At 67.2% G+C, this 18,991-nt stretch carries 17 protein-coding genes; 15 read left to right on the top strand and 2 right to left on the bottom strand.

All coding sequences use genetic code 11. From position 1 onward, the window contains the following. Positions 1-45 precede the first annotated feature (45 nt). From WH265_RS17045 to WH265_RS16995, 11 genes are all read left to right on the top strand, one after another. On the top strand, positions 46-2,634 hold the full coding sequence (locus WH265_RS17045) for a TonB-dependent siderophore receptor (RefSeq protein WP_339559055.1): 2,589 nt from the start codon (positions 46-48) through the stop codon (positions 2,632-2,634). Next, a complete protein-coding gene (locus WH265_RS17040) occupies positions 2,635-4,275 on the top strand; it encodes a PepSY-associated TM helix domain-containing protein (RefSeq protein ID WP_339559054.1) in 1,641 nt (546 codons plus the stop codon). Further along, entirely contained in the window at positions 4,272-4,595 is a 324-nt protein-coding gene (locus WH265_RS17035) for a hypothetical protein (RefSeq protein WP_339559053.1), read from the top strand. The genes WH265_RS17040 and WH265_RS17035 overlap by 4 nt, the downstream gene beginning before the upstream one ends. Further along, complete coding sequence (locus tag WH265_RS17030; RefSeq protein WP_021027621.1) at positions 4,592-4,963, top strand: DUF3325 domain-containing protein; 372 nt, start codon at positions 4,592-4,594, stop codon at positions 4,961-4,963. The genes WH265_RS17035 and WH265_RS17030 overlap by 4 nt, the downstream gene beginning before the upstream one ends. A 120-nt stretch (positions 4,964-5,083) precedes the next feature. Further along, entirely contained in the window at positions 5,084-5,389 is a 306-nt protein-coding gene (locus WH265_RS17025; RefSeq protein WP_339559052.1) for a transcriptional repressor, read from the top strand. A gap of 130 nt (positions 5,390-5,519) precedes the next feature. After that, on the top strand, positions 5,520-6,026 hold the full coding sequence (locus WH265_RS17020; RefSeq protein ID WP_021027623.1) for a sigma-70 family RNA polymerase sigma factor: 507 nt from the start codon (positions 5,520-5,522) through the stop codon (positions 6,024-6,026). Next, the gene (locus tag WH265_RS17015; protein WP_339559051.1) at positions 6,026-6,991 is read left to right on the top strand and encodes a FecR family protein; all 966 of its coding nucleotides are present in this window, start codon (positions 6,026-6,028) and stop codon (positions 6,989-6,991) included. The genes WH265_RS17020 and WH265_RS17015 overlap by 1 nt, the downstream gene beginning before the upstream one ends. 87 nt (positions 6,992-7,078) lie before the next feature. After that, positions 7,079-9,514 (top strand): TonB-dependent siderophore receptor, encoded by a 2,436-nt coding sequence (locus WH265_RS17010; RefSeq protein WP_339559050.1) that lies wholly within the window; start codon positions 7,079-7,081, stop codon positions 9,512-9,514. Then, complete coding sequence (locus tag WH265_RS17005) at positions 9,514-10,635, top strand: FecCD family ABC transporter permease (RefSeq protein WP_339559049.1); 1,122 nt, start codon at positions 9,514-9,516, stop codon at positions 10,633-10,635. Before WH265_RS17010 ends, WH265_RS17005 begins: the two co-directional genes overlap by 1 nt. Continuing rightward, entirely contained in the window at positions 10,632-11,444 is an 813-nt protein-coding gene (locus WH265_RS17000) for an ABC transporter ATP-binding protein (RefSeq protein ID WP_339518365.1), read from the top strand. Before WH265_RS17005 ends, WH265_RS17000 begins: the two co-directional genes overlap by 4 nt. Next, complete coding sequence (locus WH265_RS16995) at positions 11,441-12,583, top strand: ABC transporter substrate-binding protein (protein ID WP_339559048.1); 1,143 nt, start codon at positions 11,441-11,443, stop codon at positions 12,581-12,583. Before WH265_RS17000 ends, WH265_RS16995 begins: the two co-directional genes overlap by 4 nt. A gap of 1 nt (position 12,584) precedes the next feature. Here WH265_RS16995 and WH265_RS16990 read toward each other — a convergent pair whose 3' ends face one another. Then, the gene (locus WH265_RS16990; RefSeq protein ID WP_339559047.1) at positions 12,585-13,508 is read right to left on the bottom strand and encodes a LysR family transcriptional regulator; all 924 of its coding nucleotides are present in this window, start codon (positions 13,506-13,508) and stop codon (positions 12,585-12,587) included. Positions 13,509-13,660: 152 nt separating this feature from the next. On the opposite strand from WH265_RS16990, the gene WH265_RS16985 reads away from it, so the two are divergent. Genes WH265_RS16985 through WH265_RS16975 form a run of 3 tightly spaced genes read left to right on the top strand, consistent with a single transcriptional unit; the run spans position 13,661 to position 16,886 of the window. Beyond that, positions 13,661-14,845 (top strand): CaiB/BaiF CoA transferase family protein, encoded by a 1,185-nt coding sequence (locus tag WH265_RS16985; protein WP_339559046.1) that lies wholly within the window; start codon positions 13,661-13,663, stop codon positions 14,843-14,845. 14 nt (positions 14,846-14,859) lie between these two features. Beyond that, positions 14,860-15,876: an NADPH:quinone oxidoreductase family protein gene (locus tag WH265_RS16980; RefSeq protein ID WP_339559045.1), complete on the top strand. Its 1,017-nt coding sequence runs from the start codon at positions 14,860-14,862 to the stop codon at positions 15,874-15,876. Continuing rightward, positions 15,873-16,886, top strand: a complete 1,014-nt coding sequence (locus tag WH265_RS16975) for a Bug family tripartite tricarboxylate transporter substrate binding protein (RefSeq protein WP_339559044.1) — start codon at positions 15,873-15,875, stop codon at positions 16,884-16,886. Before WH265_RS16980 ends, WH265_RS16975 begins: the two co-directional genes overlap by 4 nt. 25 nt (positions 16,887-16,911) lie before the next feature. Here WH265_RS16975 and WH265_RS16970 read toward each other — a convergent pair whose 3' ends face one another. Further along, entirely contained in the window at positions 16,912-18,195 is a 1,284-nt protein-coding gene (locus tag WH265_RS16970) for an MFS transporter (protein ID WP_021025192.1), read from the bottom strand. A gap of 88 nt (positions 18,196-18,283) precedes the next feature. Here WH265_RS16970 and WH265_RS16965 point away from each other — a divergent pair, with 88 nt between their 5' ends. Beyond that, positions 18,284-18,871 (top strand): TetR/AcrR family transcriptional regulator, encoded by a 588-nt coding sequence (locus tag WH265_RS16965; protein ID WP_339559043.1) that lies wholly within the window; start codon positions 18,284-18,286, stop codon positions 18,869-18,871. Positions 18,872-18,991 lie beyond the last annotated feature (120 nt).

Here is an 18,991-nt window from a genome sequence, read left to right as displayed (position 1 = left end):
CCGCTGCGACGTCTTCACAGGGACAACACCCTAGAGAGCATTCGCATGTACCGAGATCTGCCACCTTCTTGCAGCCCGTCCCGCCGCCGCGCAGCGCCAGCCACGGCCAAGCGCCGCCAGCCTGTCATCGCCTGGGCCTGCAGCCTCGCCTGTGCCGGCACGCTGGCACTGCTGTCCCTGCCCGGCCCGGTGCATGCGCAGCCGGCAGCCGCCCAGACGGCCATGGCGACCACCCAGAGCCTGAACCTGCCGGCACAACCGCTGGGCCAGGCCCTCAACGCATTGGCGCGCGCCTGGGGCGTGGCCATCTCGGTGGATGCCGCCCTGGTGCAAGGGCGCCAGGCACCGGCGCTGCAAGGCAGCCTCAGCCTGCAGGCGGCGCTGAGCCAGGTGCTGGCTGGCAGCGATCTGGAGGCCATGGCCAGCGGCGCAGCCATCAGCGTACAGCGGCGCACTACGGCCAGCCAGACCTTGCCGGAAGTGCTGGTCACCGCCCAGGCCGAGCGCACCGAGGCCACCGAAGGCAGCGGCTCTTACACCAGCGGGCGCGTGTCGCTGGGCAAGGGCCAGGATGTGCGCGAGACACCGCAGTCCATCACCGTGATGACCCACCAGCTGATCGAGGACCAGGCGCTCAGCACCGTGGGCGAGGTGATGCAGCAGGCGACCGGTGTGACGGTGGACTACGCCGGTGCAGGTGGTCTGGGCGGTCAGGCCACGCGCTTTCTCTCGCGTGGCTTTGAGATTGGCAATGTGCAGATCGATGGCGCCAGCGTCGATGCCTTCAGCCAGCAGCTGTTTGACCCCAACCTGGCGATGTACGACAGCGTGCAGATCGTGCGCGGCGCCAACGGCCTGTTCAGCGGCAATGGCGAGCCCGGTGGCGCCATCAACCTGGTGCGCAAGCGCCCCACGGCGCAGCGCCAGATCCAGGCCTCGGCCAGCCTGGGCAGCTGGAGCCGCAAACAGCTGGAGCTGGATGTGGCCGGCCCCTTGAACAGCGATGGCAGCGTGCGCGGCCGTGCGGTGCTGGCCCACACCGACAAGGATTTCTTCTACCGCAGTGCCGACTCCAAGAACAGCCTGCTCTACGGCATTGTCGAAGCCGATCTCAGCCGCGACACCAAGCTCAGCTTGGGTGCCAGCTACGACAAGCTCAGTGCCACGCCCTGGCGCGAAGGCATTCCGCGCGCCCCCAATGGCGACGATCTGCACCTGCCGCGCAACACCGCGCTGATGGCCGGTTGGAGCCACTACGACAAAAGCGCCAAGGAGCTGTTTGCCCAGCTCGACCAGCAACTGGCCGGCGGCTGGAAGGCCAAGGCACAGCTCAACTACCAGAAGGTGGACAGCGACAGCCGCCTGGCCAGTCTGAGTGGCGCCGTGGACCCCGCCACCGGCCTGGGCGCGAGCTGGACCGGTTTCTCCAACGACTTCCGCTCGGACAAGAAAAGCCTCGACCTGAATATCAGCGGACCCTTCTCGCTGCTGGGCCGCAGCCACCAGCTGCTGCTGGGCGCCGACTGGGCCAAGATCCGCGATGACCAGGACACCTACTACTCCGAGATGGAGACGGACGAGTCGCTCACCAATGTCTACGGCTTCGACCCCGACAAGATTCCGCATGCGGTCAGCGCGCGCAAGACCCGCAGCTACCCCGGCTATGGCGCCACCCAAAAAGGCCTGTATGGCCGCGTCAACCTGAGCCTGAGCGACAAGCTCACGGCCATCGTGGGCGGGCGCTATGCCAGCTACTCCAACGTCACGCCCTACTTCAACTACAACGCCGATGGCTCACTGCGCTCCAGCGGCAAAAGCTACTACCAGGAGAGCGGCATCCTCACGCCCTATGCCGGCCTGGTCTATGACCTGGACAACCGCTGGACGGCATATGGCAGCGTCTCCGAGATCCACAAATCCCAGGCCAGCAGCCTGCAAGGCCCGCTGCCCGGCACGCCGCTCGATCCCATCAAGGGGCGCAATGTCGAGCTGGGTGTCAAAGGCGAGCTGGCCGGCGGCAAGCTCAACACCGCCTTTGCGCTCTACCGCATCGAGCGCACCGGCGAGGCCGCACGCGACCCGCGCTACCCCGACACCGATGTGGGCGACCTGGGCCTGAGCTGCTGCTACATCGCCCAGGGCAAGATCGTGAGCCAAGGGGTGGACATGGAGATCTCGGGCCAGCTGGCGCGCGGCTGGCAGCTGTTTGCCGGCTATACCTACAACCACAACCGCAACAAGAGCGATGCCGCGCAGCTGGTCTACAGCACCATCACCCCCAAGCACCTGCTCAAGCTCTGGAGCAGCTACCAGCTGCCGGGCGACTTCTCGCCTTGGACAGTGGGCAGCGGCGTGACCGTGCAAAGCACCACCTATGCCAGTGGCACCGCCTACCCCTACAACCCGGCCACCGGCAAGTTCGATGGCGAGGGCGTCCCCTACAAGTTCACCCAGGCGGGCTACGCGGTCTGGAACGCCAGCCTGCAGTACCGCATCGACCGCCACTGGTCGGCCACGCTCAACCTGAACAACCTGTTTGACAAGACCTACTACAAGACCGTGGGCAGCTCGGGCAGTGGCAACTGGTATGGCGAGCCCCGCAGCGTCAAGCTGAGCTTGCGCGGCAGCTTCTAAATGCCCCGTACCGTCCCCGGTGCGGCCCGCCAGCCAGGGTGGCGCCAGACCATGTCCTGGCTGCACACCTGGGGCGGCCTGGTCTGCGGCTGGCTGCTCTGCGCCATCTTTGTGACCGGCACCCTGAGCGTGTTCCGCGAACCCATCACGCGCTGGATGCAGGCGGCGCCTGCCAGCGGGCCACCCGGCGCCGCGCTGGGCTTGCAGGACCGGCTGCAGGCCTTGCACCGGGCTGAGGACTATCTGCAGCAGAGGGCAGCGCAAGCCAGCCAGTGGCAGATCGATCTGCCCGCCCGCGCGGGCGAGGCCGTGCAGCTGTCTGCGCGCGGCCCGGACGGCGTGCTGCAAGCGGCACTCGACCCGGCCAGCGGTGCCCCCCAGGCGCTGCCCCCCATCCGCCAGACCGAGGGCGGCCGGCACTTCATGTCCTTCCACTACTCGCTGCAAGGCGGCCTGGCGGGCTTTTGGGTGGTGGGTGTGGTGTCGATGGGCATGATGGCGGCGCTGGTCTCGGGCCTCATCGTGCACCGGCGCATCTTTCAGGATTTTTTCTGCTTTCGCCCGGGCAAGGGCCAACGATCCTGGCTGGATGCGCACAACGCCTCGGCCGTGCTCACCCTGCCCTTCTTGTTCATGATCGTCTACACCGGGCTGGCCTACTTCTACACCAGCTACATGCCCCATGCGCTGCAGGCGCTCTATGGCGAAGACCGCCAGGCCTACAGCCGCTACCAGGCCGATCTGAACGCGGGCACAGAGGCAGCCCGGCCCGGTCTGCCGCCAGCCGGCCCGCAGTTGGCCCAGCAGCTGCAACTGGCGCAGACGCTGCTGCGCCAGCCGGTGGCATCCATCGCGCTGCAGCGCCCGCCGCAGGGCCCCGCCAGCCACCGCTTTACGGCGCAGCAGGCCGACAGCGCCTATTCCAGGCGCATGCACAACGTCGCCGAGCAGGTCCACATCGCCGCCGACACCGGTGAGGTACTGCAGGCACCGCCCCGGTCCGAGCCAGCCGCCAGCGCGCGCGATGTGCACCCGGTCATCGAGTCGCTGCACATGGCCCGCTTTGGCGGCTGGACCATGAAATGGCTGTACTTTGTCTGCGGGCTGGCCGGCACGGCCATGGTGGCCACCGGCCTGCTGCTGTTTGCCAGCAAGCGCCGAACGCGCAGCGACCATGGCTGGGGCCGGGCCACGCCTGCCGCCTACCGCTGCATCGATGCGCTGAACATCGCAGCGCTGGCCGGCACCTCGCTGGCCTCCATCGGCTACCTCTACGGCAACCGCCTGCTGCCACTGGCTATGGAGGCCCGGGCCAGTGCCGAGATACGGCTGTTCTTTGTGCTGTGGGCCCTCTGCCTCTTGCATGCGCTGCTGCGTCCCGTGCGCCGGGCCTGGCAGGAGCAGCTCTGCGCCCTGGCTTTGCTGTGCCTGGCCCTGCCGCTGCTCAACGCCGCCACCACCGGCCAGCATTTGCTGCTCTACCTGGCCCAGGGCGATGGCGTGCGCGCCGGGGTGGAGCTGACCAGCATCGCGCTGGGCTTGCTCGCCGCCTGGGCCGCCTGGCGTCACCGACTCTCGACACCAACCCCTACCCCAACCCGCTCCGCCCAGCCCGGGCGCCGCCATGGAGCGCGCGCATGAACGCCCCCGCCAAAGCAGCAACTGCCGCGCAACCCTGGCGCCATGCCATGCTGGTGGGCTTGCGCGTCTGCCTGGCAGCCGTGGCCGGCTACCTGCTCACCGGCATGGGCTGCGCGGTGCTGGCGCAGGCCCTGGTGCTGGCGGGCCTCTTCTCACCGGCGCATGCGGTGCTGCTCAGCACGCTGCTGGGTTTTGTGCTGTACACAGCGCTGCTGCTCTGGGCCTTCCATGTGCAGCAGCTGGCCCGGCTGGCGTTGCAGTTTGCCGCTGCCGCACTGCTACTGGCCAGCCTGCGCGCACTGCTGGAGTGCTGGTTATGAACGCCCTCACCCCCACCACTACCGCCGCCTTGCCGCTGGCGCTGTGCCTGCCCGCGATGCTACTGCTGAGCCAGGCCATGGACCGCCACTGCGAGCAGATCCTGCGCCGAGGCGAACCTGGGCGCCGCCTGCGCTGGGGCTTGCGCCTGGGTGCGGCCCTGCTGCTGGTGCTGGCACTGCGGTGCTGCATGCATACCTGGGGCCCCGCGGTGGGCGCCGTTGCCTGGCTGGGCTGGCTCAGCGTCGCGGCATGGTTGCAGGTACTCATCCTGACCTACGCCCCGCGCCGGGGCACGGCACTGGCGCTGTCAGCCAGCACCATGGTCCTGTCACACACAGCCGTGTCTGCAGCAGGCCTGGCCGCATGATGCCTGCCCCGCTGTCAACCCGAAGTGGCTGCCCTGGCCACCGCCAAAACTTTACGCAGCTTGACACAAACTGCCACAGTCCGACAAACCGGCTCCATAGTCCCATGCCAGGATGCGCAGATGAATGATGACCACGCACCCCGCAAGGCAGCGCCCGCCCTGCCCGCTGCCCACTGGTTCAAGCGCAGCCGCCATGTGCGCATACGGCCCACGCCCGCGCGGCTGCGGGTGCTGGAGGCCATCGTCCAGCTGGGCCGCTCCAAGGTCAAGTGCGCAGACATCTCCCTGCACCTGGAGCAAAGCGGGGCTCCACTGCCTGCAGCGACGATCTACTGCGTTGCCAAGGAAATGGCCCAGGCTGGCCTGCTGATGCGCGACCGCGAAGATGGCGGCTTGACGGTCTACAGCCTGGCCGCTGGCGTCTAAGTACACGCTGCAAAACTCCCTGCGGAGGGCTGAACACGGACGCAGGCGATTCGCCGCGAATGCTGCCCTGCAGCAAGGGCTAATTTCGCCAAGGCTAGAATGATAATAACTATCATTCACATCTATCTCCGTGGTGGACCCCTCTCGCGACCAAGCCCTGCACACGCTCTACACCTCGCACCATTCCTGGCTGCTGGGCATGCTGAACCGCCGCATGCGCAACCGCAGCGATGCGCAGGACATCACCTCAGAGACTTTCCTGCAGGTGGTGGACTCCAGCCTGGATCCGCGCAGCTTCCAGGAGCCACGGGCCTTTCTCACGACGATTGCCAAGCGCATCCTGTTCCACTTCCAGCGCCGCCAGCTGCTGGAGCGCCAGTACCTGGAGAGCATGGCCGCGCTGCCCATGCCCTGCGTGCCGTCGGTGGAGGACCAGGCGCTGGTGATCGAGGCCATTGCCGAGATCGACCGCATCCTGCACGGCCTGCCTCTGCCGGTGCGTACCGCCTTTGTCTACAGCCAGCTCGACGACATGCCACATGAAGAGATCGCAGCGCGGCTGCAGGTGTCCGTGCGCACCGTCTCGCGCTACCTGACCCAGGCATTGCAGCACTGCATGCGGGCCCAGCTGCGCTGATGGCCTCGCCACCCCCATTGGATGCGGCCACCCAGCAGGCGATTGACTGGATGGTCCGCCTCAGCTCCGGCCGCGTGCAGCCAGCCGAGCGCCAAGCCTTTGAACGCTGGCAGGCCGCAGACCCCGCCCATGCCCAGGCCTGGCAACGCCTGCAAAGCACCGTGGGCCGGCCGGTGGGCGCACTGCGCGCCGTCGATAGCCGCCAACCCGGCCAGGCCCAGCAGGCGCGCCAACTCTTGCTGCAGCCCCGGCGCCGCACCGCCCTCAAGGGCCTGGCCGTGGTGGCCAGCGCCGGCGTGGGCCTGCTGCTGCTGGACCGCTGGCAACCGCTGGGCGCCGTGCTGGCGGATTACAGCACCGGCACCGGCCAGCGTGCCCGCTTTGCGCTGCCCGATGGCAGCACCCTGGTCCTCAATGCGCGCAGCCGCGTCAACCTGGCATTTGACGAAGGCCTGCGGCGCCTGCGCCTGCTCGAAGGCGATATCGTCGTGCAGGTCGCAGCCGATGTGCAGCGACCTCTGGTGGTCTCCACCGCGCAAGCCGATATCCGCGCGCTGGGCACGCAGTTTGCCGTTGAGCAGCTGGCCGAGCGCACCCAGGTGCGCGTGCTGGAAAGCCGGGTCGAGCTGCGCAGCACGAGCGGCGAAAGCGCTGTGCTGGGCAGTGGCGAGGCGGCCCAGGTCGATGCGGCGGGGCTGCAGCGCCTGGCCGCCGACCAGATGCCCAGCACCGAGTGGCAGCGCGGCTGGCTGGTGGTGCAGCAGCACCCCTTGCACGAGGTCATTGCCCAGCTGCAGCGCTACCGCCATGGCCTGCTGCGCGTCTCGCCCGAGGCGGCGCAGATCCAGGTGCAGGGCGTCTTCCCGCTGGACGACATTGAGCGCGCGCTGACCGGTCTGGCCGAGACCTTGCCGATCCGCGTGCAGCGTTTTGGCAGCTGGCTCACCCGCATTGATGTGCGCTAGAAAATAATTTTCAAAAACACTGTCCGGTTTCGCGTGCTCGATACACAAGCCTTCCAGATGCACCACAAAAGCACAGGGAAGTTCCATATGTTTCGCAGCACACCTTTCTTTCGCCGCTCGGTTCTAGCCGCCTCGCTGGCACTGGCCGGCGCCTCGGCCAGCCAGGCGCAAACCTCGCCTTCGGCCGCTACCCGCAGCACACCGGCCGCCATGCAGTCGGCGCTGGGGATCGACATCGCCAGCGGCCCGCTGGCCCAGACCTTGAACCGCATTGCCAGCCAGGCGGGGCTGGTGGCTTCGATGGACCCGGCCCTGCTCGCAGGCCGCCAGGCCCCGGCCATCAGCGCCCGGCTGACGGTGGAGCAGGCCTTGGCGCAAGCGCTGCGCGGCAGCGGCCTGGCACTGGCCATCACCGCCAGCGGCGCGATCAGCGTGCAACCGGCTGCTGCATCGTCAGCCGCCCCGGCCGATGCCGCAGCCGGGGCCGCTGCCACCATCTCGCTGCCCACCACGGTGGTGCGCGACAGCTATGCCGGCGCCACCACCGAGCACAGCCAGTCCTACACCACGCGGGCGGTCAGCATTGGCAAGGGCGAGCATGCGCTGCGCGAGATTCCGCAGTCCATCTCGGTGCTGACGCGCCAGCAGATCGAAGACCAGAATGCCACCACCCTGGCCGACTCCATGCGCTATGTCACCGGCATGCGCACCAAGCCCACGGGCACCGGCATCGTCAACATCGAGGCGCGGGGCTTTCTGATGGGCAACTACCTGATCGATGGCCTGCCGGCCAAGGGCGGCCAGGGCATCTGGGGCAACACCTTGATGGATGTGGGACTGTACGACCGGGTGGAGATATGGCGCGGCCCCACCGGCCTGCTCGAAGGCGCGGGCGAGCCCTCGGGCACCATCAACCTGGTGCGCAAGCGCGCGCATGCGGATTTTCTGGTGCAATCGGCCACGGTGCTGGGCTCCTGGGGCCAGCGCCGCCAAGAGCTGGATGTGACTGGCGCGCTCAATGCATCGGGTACGCTGCGCGGGCGCCTGGTCGGCATCTATGACGACCGCGACAGCTTTGTCGATGAGGTCTACCTGCGCCGCAACACGGTCTACGGCACCTTGGAGTACGACTTCAGCCCCAGCACCACCTTGTCCGTCGGCGCGACCGAGCAGCGCGGCAGCTCGCTGTCCTTTGCCGGCCTGCCGCTGCTGGCCGATGGCCGCAACCCGGACCTGGACCGCTCGACCTTTCTGGGCTCCATCCATGGCAAGAAGGACGACTACGCAACGCGCTACTTTGCCGAGCTGGAGCACCAACTGGACGGTGGCGGCAAGTTCAAGCTGAGCGCCAACCAGTTTCTGCGCGGCACCGAGTTTGACCGCTACTGGTCCAACAGCTACCTGAACCCGGTCAGCCGCGAGGTGACCATCCTGTCCACCCACCAGAAGTCGCGCGAGCACGACCGGGGCATCGACGCCTACCTGTCGCTGCCGATGGATTGGAATGGCCTGGAGCAGACCCTGGTCATCGGCGCCAACTACCAGACCTACCAGGGCGGCCAGGTGCAAGGCAGCCCCAGCAGCTTTCAGCAAAATGCCGACCACCCCGACCATGACCTGCTGATGCCGCCGCAGCGCATTGGCACCCTGCCCAAAACCCGGGTGACCAACCACGGCGTCTATGCCCATGCCCGCATCAAGCCCGTGCAGCCGCTGACCGTGCTGGTGGGCGGCCGCCTGGCCTGGTGGGAGACGCAAGACCCCGAGCAACCGGCCAATGACCAGTCCATCCGCGCCAAGTTCGTGCCCAGCCTGGGCCTGGTCTATGACCTGAACACGCAGCTGTCCGTCTACGCCAGCGCCAACAAGGTGTTTGCGCCGCAGACCGATACGGTGGTGAGCGGCGCCTTCCTGCCGGCCCGCACCGGCAACCAGCTGGAGATGGGCATCAAGGGCGAGTTCATGGACAAGCGCCTCAACGCGCACCTGGCGGTGTTCCGCATCCAGGACGAAAACCGCGCGGTGACCGACCCGCTCAACGAAGGCTTTTCGCTGCCCTCCGGTGTGGTGCGCAGCCAGGGCTTTGAGGCCGAGGTATCGGGCAAGCTGAGCCCACAGTGGGACATGACCGCCGGCTATGCCTACACCGACACGCGCCATGTCAGCGGCAGTGTGGACACCGAGGGCCAGCCGTTCAACAGCTCCTTCCCGCGCCACAACTTCTCGCTGTGGACCAAGTACCGCTTTGCCGCCGAGCCACTGCGCCGGCTGTGGATTGGCGGCGGCATGCAGGCCTACAGCAGCAATGCCACGACCTATGGCAACACCACCTGGCGCCAGGGTGGCTATGCCGTCTATGCGCTGCAGGCGGGCTATGAGATCAACCGCCACCTGCAGGCCACGCTGACGGTGAACAACCTGTTTGACCGGACTTATTTCGACCGCCTTGCCGGTGGCCGCTACCGCCAGACCTACTACGGCGATCCCCGCAATATCACCGTCGCACTGCGCGCCGCGTTCTGATGGCGCGCCCCTCCACCCCGGCGCTGCCCGCAGCGCCGCTGGGCGCAGCGTCTGCTGCCATGCCTGGCGCATTACCTGGCTCTGCGCAGGCCCTGGCGCAAGGCTATGCCCAGCTCATGCGCAAGCGCCTTTGCCTGTTGCTGGCGATGGCCGTCGGCCTGCTGCTCAGTGTGGCGGCCGATCTGTCGGTGGGCTCCACCGATCTGGGCTGGGCCACCTTGGCCACCGCAGTCTTTCTGCCCAGCCAGGTGCCGCTGGAGACCGCGCTGATCGTGCAGGACCTGCGCTTGCCCTATGCCCTGATGGCGGTGCTGGTGGGCGTGGCGCTGTCGCTGGCCGGCGCCGAGATGCAGACCATCCTGAACAACCCGCTGGCCAGCCCCTTTACCCTGGGGGTCTCGTCTGCCGCTGCGCTGGGAGCCGCACTGGCCTTGGTGCTGGGCCTGGGCATTCCGGGCCTGCCGGAAGAAGCCATGGTGCCGGTCAACACCTTTGTGTTTGCCTTTGCCTCGGTGCTGCTGCTGCAGGCCACCGCCCGGGCCCGGCCCGGCTCGCGCCAGATTCTGGTGCTGTTCGGCATTGCGCTGGTGTTCAGCTGCAATGCGCTGGTGGCACTGCTGCAGTATGTGGCCTCGCCCGATGCGCTGCAGCAGCTGGTGTTCTGGAGCATGGGCAGCCTGGCGCGCGCCAACGGGACCAAGCTGCAGCTGCTGGCCCTGGTCATTGCCTGTGTGCTGCCTTTTTCGCTGCGCGCGGCCTGGCAGCTCAATGTGCTGCGCCTGGGCGAAGAGCGCACCCTGAGCTTTGGCATCGATCTGAACCGCCTGCGCCTGGCATCGCTGCTGCGCGTGAGCCTGCTGGCCGCCACCGCCGTGGCCTTTACCGGCACCATCGGCTTTGTCGGCCTGGTGGGGCCACACATCGCGCGCATGTTGGTGGGTGAGGACCACCGCATCTTTCTGCCCGCCAGTGCGCTGATGGGTGGGCTCATCATGTCGCTGGCCTCCATCGCCAGCAAGACCCTGGTGCCCGGCACCTTGCTGCCGGTGGGCATTGTCACCGCGCTGGTCGGTGTGCCGCTGTTTGTGTGGCTGATCTTCCGCAGCGGAGCACGCGCATGAACCCGCCCTCCCCCTTGCAGGTGACAGGCCTGAGCGTGGGCTACCGCCAGCGCCAGGTCATCGACCAGCTGCAACTGCCGCCGCTGCAGCCCGGCCAGGTGACTGCGCTGGTGGGCCCCAATGGCGCGGGCAAGTCCAGCCTGCTCAAGGCACTGGCGGGCCTGGTGCCTGCCCGTGGCAGCCTGCAGCTGGGCAGCACCGCCTTGCATGCGCTGCGGCCCGCGCAGCGCGCGCAGTATGTCGGCTATATGCCGCAGTTCGCCGCGGAAGGCGTGGCGCTGACGGTGCTGGAGAGCCTGCTGGCCGCCTTGCGCAGCCAACGCAGCCAGCACAGCCCCAGCGATGCACCGGCCAGCGCCACGCCCATCGAACGGGTGCATGCCTTGCTGCAGCAGCTGGGCATTGCCCACCTGGCGCTGCTGCCGCTCGACAGCCTCTCGGGCGGCCAGCGCCAGCTGGTGAGCCTGGCGCAATCGGTGATCCGCGAGCCGGCCATCCTGCTGCTGGACGAGCCCACCAGTGCGCTGGACCTGCGCCACCAGGCGCTCGTCATGGGCACGGCGCGCATGCTCGCCCAGCAAGGCCGCATTGTCATCGCCGTGCTGCATGATTTGAACCTGGCTGCACGCTGGGCCGATGCGCTCATCGTGCTGCGGCGTGGCAGCCTCTACACCAGCGGCAGCCCGGCGCAGACCTTGACACCGGCGATGCTCGCCGAGGTCTATGGCGTGCAGGCCCGGGTGCAAAGCTGTGCGCAAGGCTGGCTGCAGATCGTGGTGGATGGCACCACCGCAGGAGACCCGCCATGAAGGGCCTGCAGCGGCTACTCGCCGTCCTGGCGCTTTTGCTGGCCACCAGCACGGTCGCGCTGGCAGCCTACCCGCTGCAGGTGCGCGATGTCGCCGGCCGCCTGGTCCGCATCGCCGCGCCGCCCCAGCGCATCTATGTGCAAAACGGCAATACGATGACCGCGCTGGCGCTGCTCGAGCGCGAGGACCCGTTTGCCCGCCTTGCCGGCTGGAACAACTCGCTGGGCGACTCCGACCCCAGCCTGTGGCGGCTGATGCAGCAGCGCTGGCCCCATGCTGCGCAGCTGCCGCTGCTGCCGTTTGACAGCGCAGGCCATGTCGATCTGGAAGCACTGCTGCGCCTGCGCCCCGACCTGGTGCTGCTGAGCCTGGAGAGCCGCCCGGCGGTGGAGGGCGGACGCATTGCCGCGCTGCTGGCGGCGCTGAACATTCCGATCCTCTATGTGGACAGCTCACGCAACCCGGTGGCACACCTGCCCGCCATGCTGCAGATGCTGGGCCAGGTGCTGGGCCGCGAGGCCGAGGCCCAGGCCTATCTGGACTTCTACCAGGCGCGCCTCCACGCCATCCAGCAGGTGGCAGCCACCGCGCCGCGCCCGCCGCGCGTGTTTGTCGAGATCCGGGCCGGACGGCTGGGGCTGGCGCAGTGCTGCTTCTCGCAGGGCAATACCGCCTGGGGTTACCTCATTGAGGCGGTGGGCGGGCGCAATATCGCCAAGCAATTGCTGCCCGGTATGACGGGCGATATCGCGCTGGAAACCTTGATCGGCCTGCAGCCCGACGTCTACCTGATGACCGGCACCCAGCGCCAGCGCAAGGGTGCGCGCACCATACCCTTTGGCTACGACATCTCCGTCAGCGAGGCGGAGCAGGCCATGGCCCGGCTGATGCAGCGCAAGGGCCTGGCGCTGGCCACCGCAGGGGCCCGTGGCTGTGTGCAGGCGCTCTACCACCAGTTCTACGACAGCGCCTTCCATATCGCCGCGCTGGAACACCTGGCCAAGATGCTCTACCCCGAGCGCCTGGCAGCGCTGGACCCGGACCAGACCTACCGCGAGTTGCTGCAGCGCTTCACCACCCTGCCCGATGCGGAATTTGTGTTCCACATCAGCCGCAACCATGCCGGGGAGCCTTGCTAGCTCAAAGCGCCGTGCCCAGCCGCCAGCCCGGCGCCATCTTCTGGATCGATGAGACCAACAGCTCGATCAGCGCCAGGGTCGCCGCTGAGGGCTGGCGGTTGGGCGCGCGCACCACATAGAGCGCATCGCCCACACCTTTGACGCCAAAGCCCCCCAGCACCTGCACCAGGCTGCCTTGGGCGATGGCATCCCGCACCGCGTAATACGGCAGCAGCACAACGCCCAGGTCGGCCATCGCGGCGTTGAACAGAAACTGGTAGTCGCCCGACTGGATCGACGGCGTGCTCTGCACCTGTTCATGCAGGCCGTCGCTGTGCCGCCAGAACTCCAGCCGGTGGTGGATATTGAGGGGCGCCAGCAGCCGGGCGTGCTTGATGTCCTGCGGGGTTTGCAGCGCCAGGCCCAGGGCCCGCAGATACGCGGGGGTGGCAAACAGCCCCCATTCGATGCCGCAGACGCGGGTGGCCACATGGTCTTCCAACGGCGCCGAGGTGATGTGGATGGCCAGGTCCACCTTGGAGGCCACCAGGTCATGGATCTGGTCGTTGATCACGAGGCGCAGCAGCAGATCGGGGTGTGCCTGGCAAAAATCCAGGATCAGCGGCTTGAGGTGGAAATGCCCCAAACCGGTGGGGATGCGCACGCGGATCTCGCCACTGATGGTCTGGTGGATCTGGTCGATCTGCAGCTGGGCGCTTTGCAGCGCATTGAGGGCCTGCAGGCATTGGCCATGCAGGATGCGGCCGGCCTGGGTCAGCTCCATATGCCGGGTGGTACGGCGCAGCAGCTGCGCACCAAACTGCTTTTCCAGCAGCGCCAGCCGGCGCGACACATTCGAGCGCGTGACGCCCGAGCGCTGGGCCGCATCGCTCAGGTTGCGCGACTCGGCAATCGCCACAAACAAACGCACCAGGTTCAGGTCCATGGCCGGCACCCCCTTTTGATTGTTGATTCTGAATCACCACTGATGGCTGTGCTTTGGCAGTTCCCAAAGCGGCTTCGCGTTTTTAACATGGGTCTCACAACAAACGCCCGGCATCCTGTCGCATAGCCCGGGCAAAGCATGGAGACAAATACGTGACGCCAGAGTCAACACTGGGGTTTACCCCGCTCGCCGGTTTCAAGGTCCTGGATTTGAGCCAGGGCGTGGCCGGCCCCTACTGCGCCCAACTGCTCGCCCACCAGGGGGCCGAGGTCATCAAGATCGAGCCCGCCCAGGGCGACTGGGGCCGCCATGTGGGGGTGGCCCGCCATGGCCACAGCACCTTGTCCAGCACCTACAACGCCGGCAAGCAAAGCCTGGCGGTCGATGCCAAGCACCCCGAGGGCAAGGCGCTGATCCTGCAGCTGGCGCGTGATGCCGATGTGGTGGTGCAGAATTTTCGCCCGCAGGTCGTAGAGCGCCTGGGCCTGGACTTTACCGCGCTCCAGGCGCTGGGGCTGGAACCCGTCTATGTATCCATCAGCGGCTATGGCGCGGACGGCCCCTTTGCCGACAACCCGGCCACGGACTCGGTGATGCAGGCCGACACCGGCCTGATGAACAGCAACCGCGATGCGCAGGGCGCGCCGCAGCGCATCGGCTTCTTGCTGGCCGACATTGCCACCGGCGTTTATGCCGCGCAGGCCTGCACTGCGGCGCTGCTGCAGCGCCTCAAAACAGGCAAGGGCCAGCATGTGGAGCTGAACCTGTTCAATGTCTGCTGCGCGCTGCAATCGACCGCTCTGTCGGAAGAGGTGCTGGGCGGCCAGACCGTCAAGGCGGCCGTCAGCGCGCCCAATGGCATCTTTGATGCGGCCGATGGCCGTTTGACGATTCTGGCGCTGAACAACGAGCAGTTTCTGCGCATTGGCAAGGCGCTGGACCTGGCCGGCTGGGACAGCGACCCGCGCTTTGCCAGCAATGCGCTGCGCCTGGAGCACAAGGCGCTGCTGCATGCCGACCTGGCCCGCGCTGTCGCAGGCCGCCCGCTGGCCGAGCTGCGCGCGCTGTTCAACCAGCACAGCGTGCTGCATGCGGTGGTGCATAACGCGGCCGATGTGGTGCAGCACCCGCAGGCCCGGCACCTGGCTACCTTCAAGACCGTGCAGCAGCCCGATTTTGGTGAAGTGTTGATGGCGGCCACCCCCTGGCCGGCCAGGCCCGATGCACCGCTGCCCGCACCGCGTATTGGTGCCGACAGCCAGCAGATTCTGCGCAGCCTGGGCTTGGCACCGGACGAGATCGACGCACTGGCGGCCCGCCAGGTCGTGGGCCTGTGAAAGGAGCTGCGCCCATGAAAGCCATTGTCTGCCGCAGCTTCGGCCTGCCCCGCGATGTAACCGCCGTCCAGACCACCGCGCCCCCCACTGCCTTGGCCCCCGACGAGGTGCTGATCGACGTGCGCCATGCCACCGTCAGCCACGCCACTGGCCTTTTGATCGAGGGCAAGTACCAAAAGACCCCGCCCTTGCCCTTTGTGCCCGGCACCGAAGGCGTGGGCCAGGTGCTGCAATGCGGCAGCGCTGTGAGCCATGTCCAGGTAGGCGACCAGGTCGTGTTTATCTGCGACTGGGGCGCCTATGCGCAGCAGGCCAAGGTACATGCCAGCACCGTGTATGCGGTGCCGGCGGGGCTCGATCCACTGCGCGCACTGGCGCTACCGATCTCCTACGGCACGGCCTACACCGCCTTGCACTGGCGCGCTGCGCTGCAGGCGGGAGACAGCCTGCTGGTGCTGGGTGCGGGCTCGGGCGTCGGCGCGGCCGCCGTCGAGCTGGCGGCCCAGGTGCCCGGTGTGCAGGTGATTGCCTGCGCCAGCAGCGAAGACAAACGCCAGGCCGCCTTGCGCCATGGCGCGCAGCATGCGGTCGATCCGCAGCATCTGATCGAGCAGGTCAAGGCGGTGACCGGCGGCAAAGGCGCGAGCCTGGTGTTTGACCCGGTGGGCGGTGACCTGCTGCTGCAGGCACTGCGCTGCACGGCCCAGAACGGGCACATCGTCATCATCGGCTTTGCCAGCGGCACGATCCCCAAGGTGCCGATGAATATCGCACTGGTCAAGAACCTGACGATCCACGGCTTCTTCTATGGCCAGTACATCGGCTGGACGCCCGCCAACGAACGCCAGCGCCATGCCGCTGCCATGCAGGCCATGATGGCCGCACTGTTGGAGATGGCCCAGCGCGACGCCATCCATCCCGACATCTCGCGGGTCTATGCCATGGACGAGCTGTGCGAGGCGCTGGACGCGCTGCACAGCCGCGAGGTGCTGGGCAAGGTCGCCCTACAAATACAAGGAGACAAGACATGACACAACGCCACGCACCGCAGCGCCGCCAGGCCCTGCAATCGCTGCTGCAGACCGGCTTGGGGCTGGCCCTGTTGGGCGGCGGCCTGCCCGCCGCCCATGCGGCATCGGCGGCCGATTACCCGGCCTCAACCATCAAGCTGGTGATCCCCTACCCGCCCGGCGGGCCCACCGACCTGGTCGGCCGCCTCGTGGCCATCTCGATGGGCGAGAGCTTGAAGCAGACCATCTTCATCGACAACAAGCCCGGCGCCAGCGGCATGGTGGGCGCGGCCCAGGTCGCCAAGGCCCAGCCCGATGGCTATACCCTGCTGGCCAATGCCTCGCTGCAGGTGATCAATCCCTCAGTCTACGACAAGGTGCCGTATGACTCGTTCAACGACTTTGCGCCGATCACGCAGATCGTCGATGTGCCGCTGGTGCTGGTGGTCAACAGCGAGCTGCCGGTGTCGAACGTGCAGGAGCTGGTGGCCTACCTGAAAAAGAGCAAGGCCAGCATCAATTTTGGCTCGGCCGGCAATGCCTCGTCGCAGCATCTGTCGGGCGAGCTGTTCAAGCTCAAGACCGGCATTGCGATGCAGCATGTGCCCTACAAGGGCAGCTCACCGGCGCTCACCGATTTGATGGGCGGCCAGATCCAGCTGATGTTTGACTCCATGCCCTCGGCCATGCCCTTTATCACCTCGGGCAAGCTCAAGGCGCTGGCCGTCACCACCGCCAAGCGCTCGAGCTCGCTGCCGCAGATCCCGACCATGCAGGAATCGGGCATTGCCGACTACGCCACCAGCACCTGGTATGGCCTCTGGGCCCCGAAGAACACGCCGCCCGAGATCGTGGGCAAACTGGCCCAAGCGGCGCAGCAGGCCTTGCGCAAGCCCGAGGTGGCCGCGCAGTACCAGCGCATGGGCGCCGAGCCGGTGGGCTCGAGCCCGCAGGAGTTCTTGGCCTATATGCGCAGCGAAGAAAAGAAATGGGCCGAGATTGTGAAACGCTCGGGCGCAAGGGCCGATTGAGCCAAGGCGCCCGGCGCTGGACCGGTCAGCCCACAGCGCGCATGGCCACCACGGGCTTGCGCACCCACAGCACCGCCGCTGCCGCCACCAGGCAAGCGGCGCCTGCGACAAACAACGCGGGCGAGTACGACGACAGCACCGAGCGTGCCAGACCTGCACCGTAGGCAGCGACAGCCGCGCCCAGCTGGTGGGCGGCAAACACCCAGCCAAACACCAGGGCTGCGCGCTCGGGGCCAAACTCGCTGGCCACCAGCTTGACGGTGGGCGGCACCGTCGCAATCCAGTCCAGGCCATAGAACACCGCAAACAGCGACAGGCCGGCAATCGTGAACTCGGAGTACGGCAGCCAGAACAGCGACAGCCCGCGCAGCCCGTAGTACCAGAACAGCAGCTTGCGGCTGTCATAGCGGTCCGACAGATAGCCCGACAAAGTCGTGCCCACCAGGTCAAAAATGCCCATCATCGCCAGCACCGAGGCCGCTGGCACGGGCCCCAGGCCATAGTCACCGCAGAGCGAGACAAAGTGGGTCTGGATCAGTCCATTGGTGCTGAGCCCGCAGATAAAGAAGGTGCCCGCCAGAATCCAGAAAGCCGGCACTTTGGATGCCGCAGCCAAGGTGCTGAACGGCAGGCCCCAGCTGGCGCGGGGTGCCGGGGCAGCGGGCGCGGCAGCGGGGTCCGCGCCATAGGCGCTCAGCTGCATCTGGGCCGGGCTGTCGCGCATGAACAGCAGCACCAGCACCAGAACGATGGCCGAGGCCGCGACGACTGGCAGCAGCGCCCAGCGCCAGCCGTACTGCGCAATCAGCCAGGCAGCAGCCGGCAAAAACAGCAGCTGGCCGGTGGCACTGCTGCCGGCCAGCAAACCCATGACCAGGCCCTTGCGTTGCACAAACCAGCGGTTGGCCACCGTCGCGCCCAGCACCATCGCGGTGAGGCCCGTGCCCATGCCCAGCACAATGCCCCAGAGCACAAAGGCCTGGCCCAGGTTGCGCATGATGAGGCCCAGCAGCAAGGCACTGGCAATCACCGCTGCGGCCAGCGCCACCACGCGCGATACGCCATAGCGCAGCAAAATGACGGCTGCAAAGGGCCCCAGCAGGCCATACAGCGCAAAGCGCGTGGCAAACACCGAGGACAGATCACGCACGCTCCAGCCAAACTCGACGGCCAGCGGCTGCATCAGCACCCCCGGCAGGCCCAGCGCCGCCGAGGTGACCAGCATGGCCAAAAAGGTGATGGCGGCAATCACCCAGGCGTAATGGATGCCATGGCGCTGGAGCAGCACGGCGAGTCGGGAAGCGAGCATGTTATTTGGAGGTTATCGACGGAGGAGTTACAATGATAGCGATCACAATCAAAAACTGTCAAGCACAGCTTCAAGCAGGGTATTTGCGATGAAAGTCACCAAGGAACAAGCGCAACAGAACCGCCAGGCACTGCTCGATGCCGCCGCTGCCCTGTTCAAGGAGCACGGCATCGACGGCACCGGCGTGGCCGATATCTGCCAGCAGGCGGGCCTGACACAGGGCGCGCTGTACAAGCATTTCAGCGACAAGCAAGACCTGGCAGCCCAAGCGCTGGCACATGGTTTTGAGCAAGGCTTTGGCCGGGTCAAGCAAGCCAGCGAGCGAAGCGACCACGCGATGGCCACCTACCTGGACAATTACCTGAACCCCCAGGTGCGCGATGACATGACGCGGGGCTGCCCGCTGGTCTCTACCGCCTGCGATGCCGGCCGCCAAAGCGAGGCCGTCAGCCGCAGCTTCAGCGACGGCTTTACCGAGCTGCGCGCCGGCATCGAGGCCGCCTTGCCGGACAGCGCTGACCCGCAGCAGCGCCAGGCGCTGGCCAGCACGCTGGTCGCCGCCCTGGTTGGCGCCATGGCCATCTCGCGCGGCGTCGTCAAGGCCGATCCTGCACTGGCCGATGAGGTGCTGCAACAGGTGCGCGTGGTGGTGGAAGGGCTGAGCGCCAAGCGCTGACCGCCCCCATGGCGCCCAATGCAAAAGGCCCCCCCCCGGGGGTTACCCGGGTGGGGGGGGTGGTTTTAGGGGGGGTGCGGGGGGGGGTGAACCGCAGGGGGGGGGGGGGCGCAGGACTGG

Source organism: Comamonas sp. MYb396 (assembly GCF_037479555.1).
In the GTDB taxonomy this organism is placed as follows: domain Bacteria; phylum Pseudomonadota; class Gammaproteobacteria; order Burkholderiales; family Burkholderiaceae_C; genus Comamonas.
This window is presented reverse-complemented; position numbering and strand designations above follow the sequence as displayed.

Bases quoted from the DNA above. Each gene is read 5' to 3' on its own strand.
- WH265_RS16980 (WP_339559045.1), top strand. From the start codon at position 14,860: ATGAAAGCCATTGTCTGCCGCAGCTTCGGCCTGCCCCGCGATGTAACC.
- WH265_RS16970 (WP_021025192.1), bottom strand. From the start codon at position 18,195: ATGCTCGCTTCCCGACTCGCCGTGCTGCTCCAGCGCCATGGCATCCAT.
- WH265_RS17035 (WP_339559053.1), top strand. From the start codon at position 4,272: ATGAACGCCCCCGCCAAAGCAGCAACTGCCGCGCAACCCTGGCGCCAT.
- WH265_RS17015 (WP_339559051.1), top strand. From the start codon at position 6,026: ATGGCCTCGCCACCCCCATTGGATGCGGCCACCCAGCAGGCGATTGAC.
- WH265_RS17030 (WP_021027621.1), top strand. From the start codon at position 4,592: ATGAACGCCCTCACCCCCACCACTACCGCCGCCTTGCCGCTGGCGCTG.
- WH265_RS17010 (WP_339559050.1), top strand. From the start codon at position 7,079: ATGTTTCGCAGCACACCTTTCTTTCGCCGCTCGGTTCTAGCCGCCTCG.
- WH265_RS16965 (WP_339559043.1), top strand. From the start codon at position 18,284: ATGAAAGTCACCAAGGAACAAGCGCAACAGAACCGCCAGGCACTGCTC.
- WH265_RS17000 (WP_339518365.1), top strand. From the start codon at position 10,632: ATGAACCCGCCCTCCCCCTTGCAGGTGACAGGCCTGAGCGTGGGCTAC.
- WH265_RS16975 (WP_339559044.1), top strand. From the start codon at position 15,873: ATGACACAACGCCACGCACCGCAGCGCCGCCAGGCCCTGCAATCGCTG.
- WH265_RS17045 (WP_339559055.1), top strand. From the start codon at position 46: ATGTACCGAGATCTGCCACCTTCTTGCAGCCCGTCCCGCCGCCGCGCA.
- WH265_RS16990 (WP_339559047.1), bottom strand. From the start codon at position 13,508: ATGGACCTGAACCTGGTGCGTTTGTTTGTGGCGATTGCCGAGTCGCGC.
- WH265_RS17040 (WP_339559054.1), top strand. From the start codon at position 2,635: ATGCCCCGTACCGTCCCCGGTGCGGCCCGCCAGCCAGGGTGGCGCCAG.
- WH265_RS17005 (WP_339559049.1), top strand. From the start codon at position 9,514: ATGGCGCGCCCCTCCACCCCGGCGCTGCCCGCAGCGCCGCTGGGCGCA.
- WH265_RS16995 (WP_339559048.1), top strand. From the start codon at position 11,441: ATGAAGGGCCTGCAGCGGCTACTCGCCGTCCTGGCGCTTTTGCTGGCC.
- WH265_RS17025 (WP_339559052.1), top strand. From the start codon at position 5,084: ATGAATGATGACCACGCACCCCGCAAGGCAGCGCCCGCCCTGCCCGCT.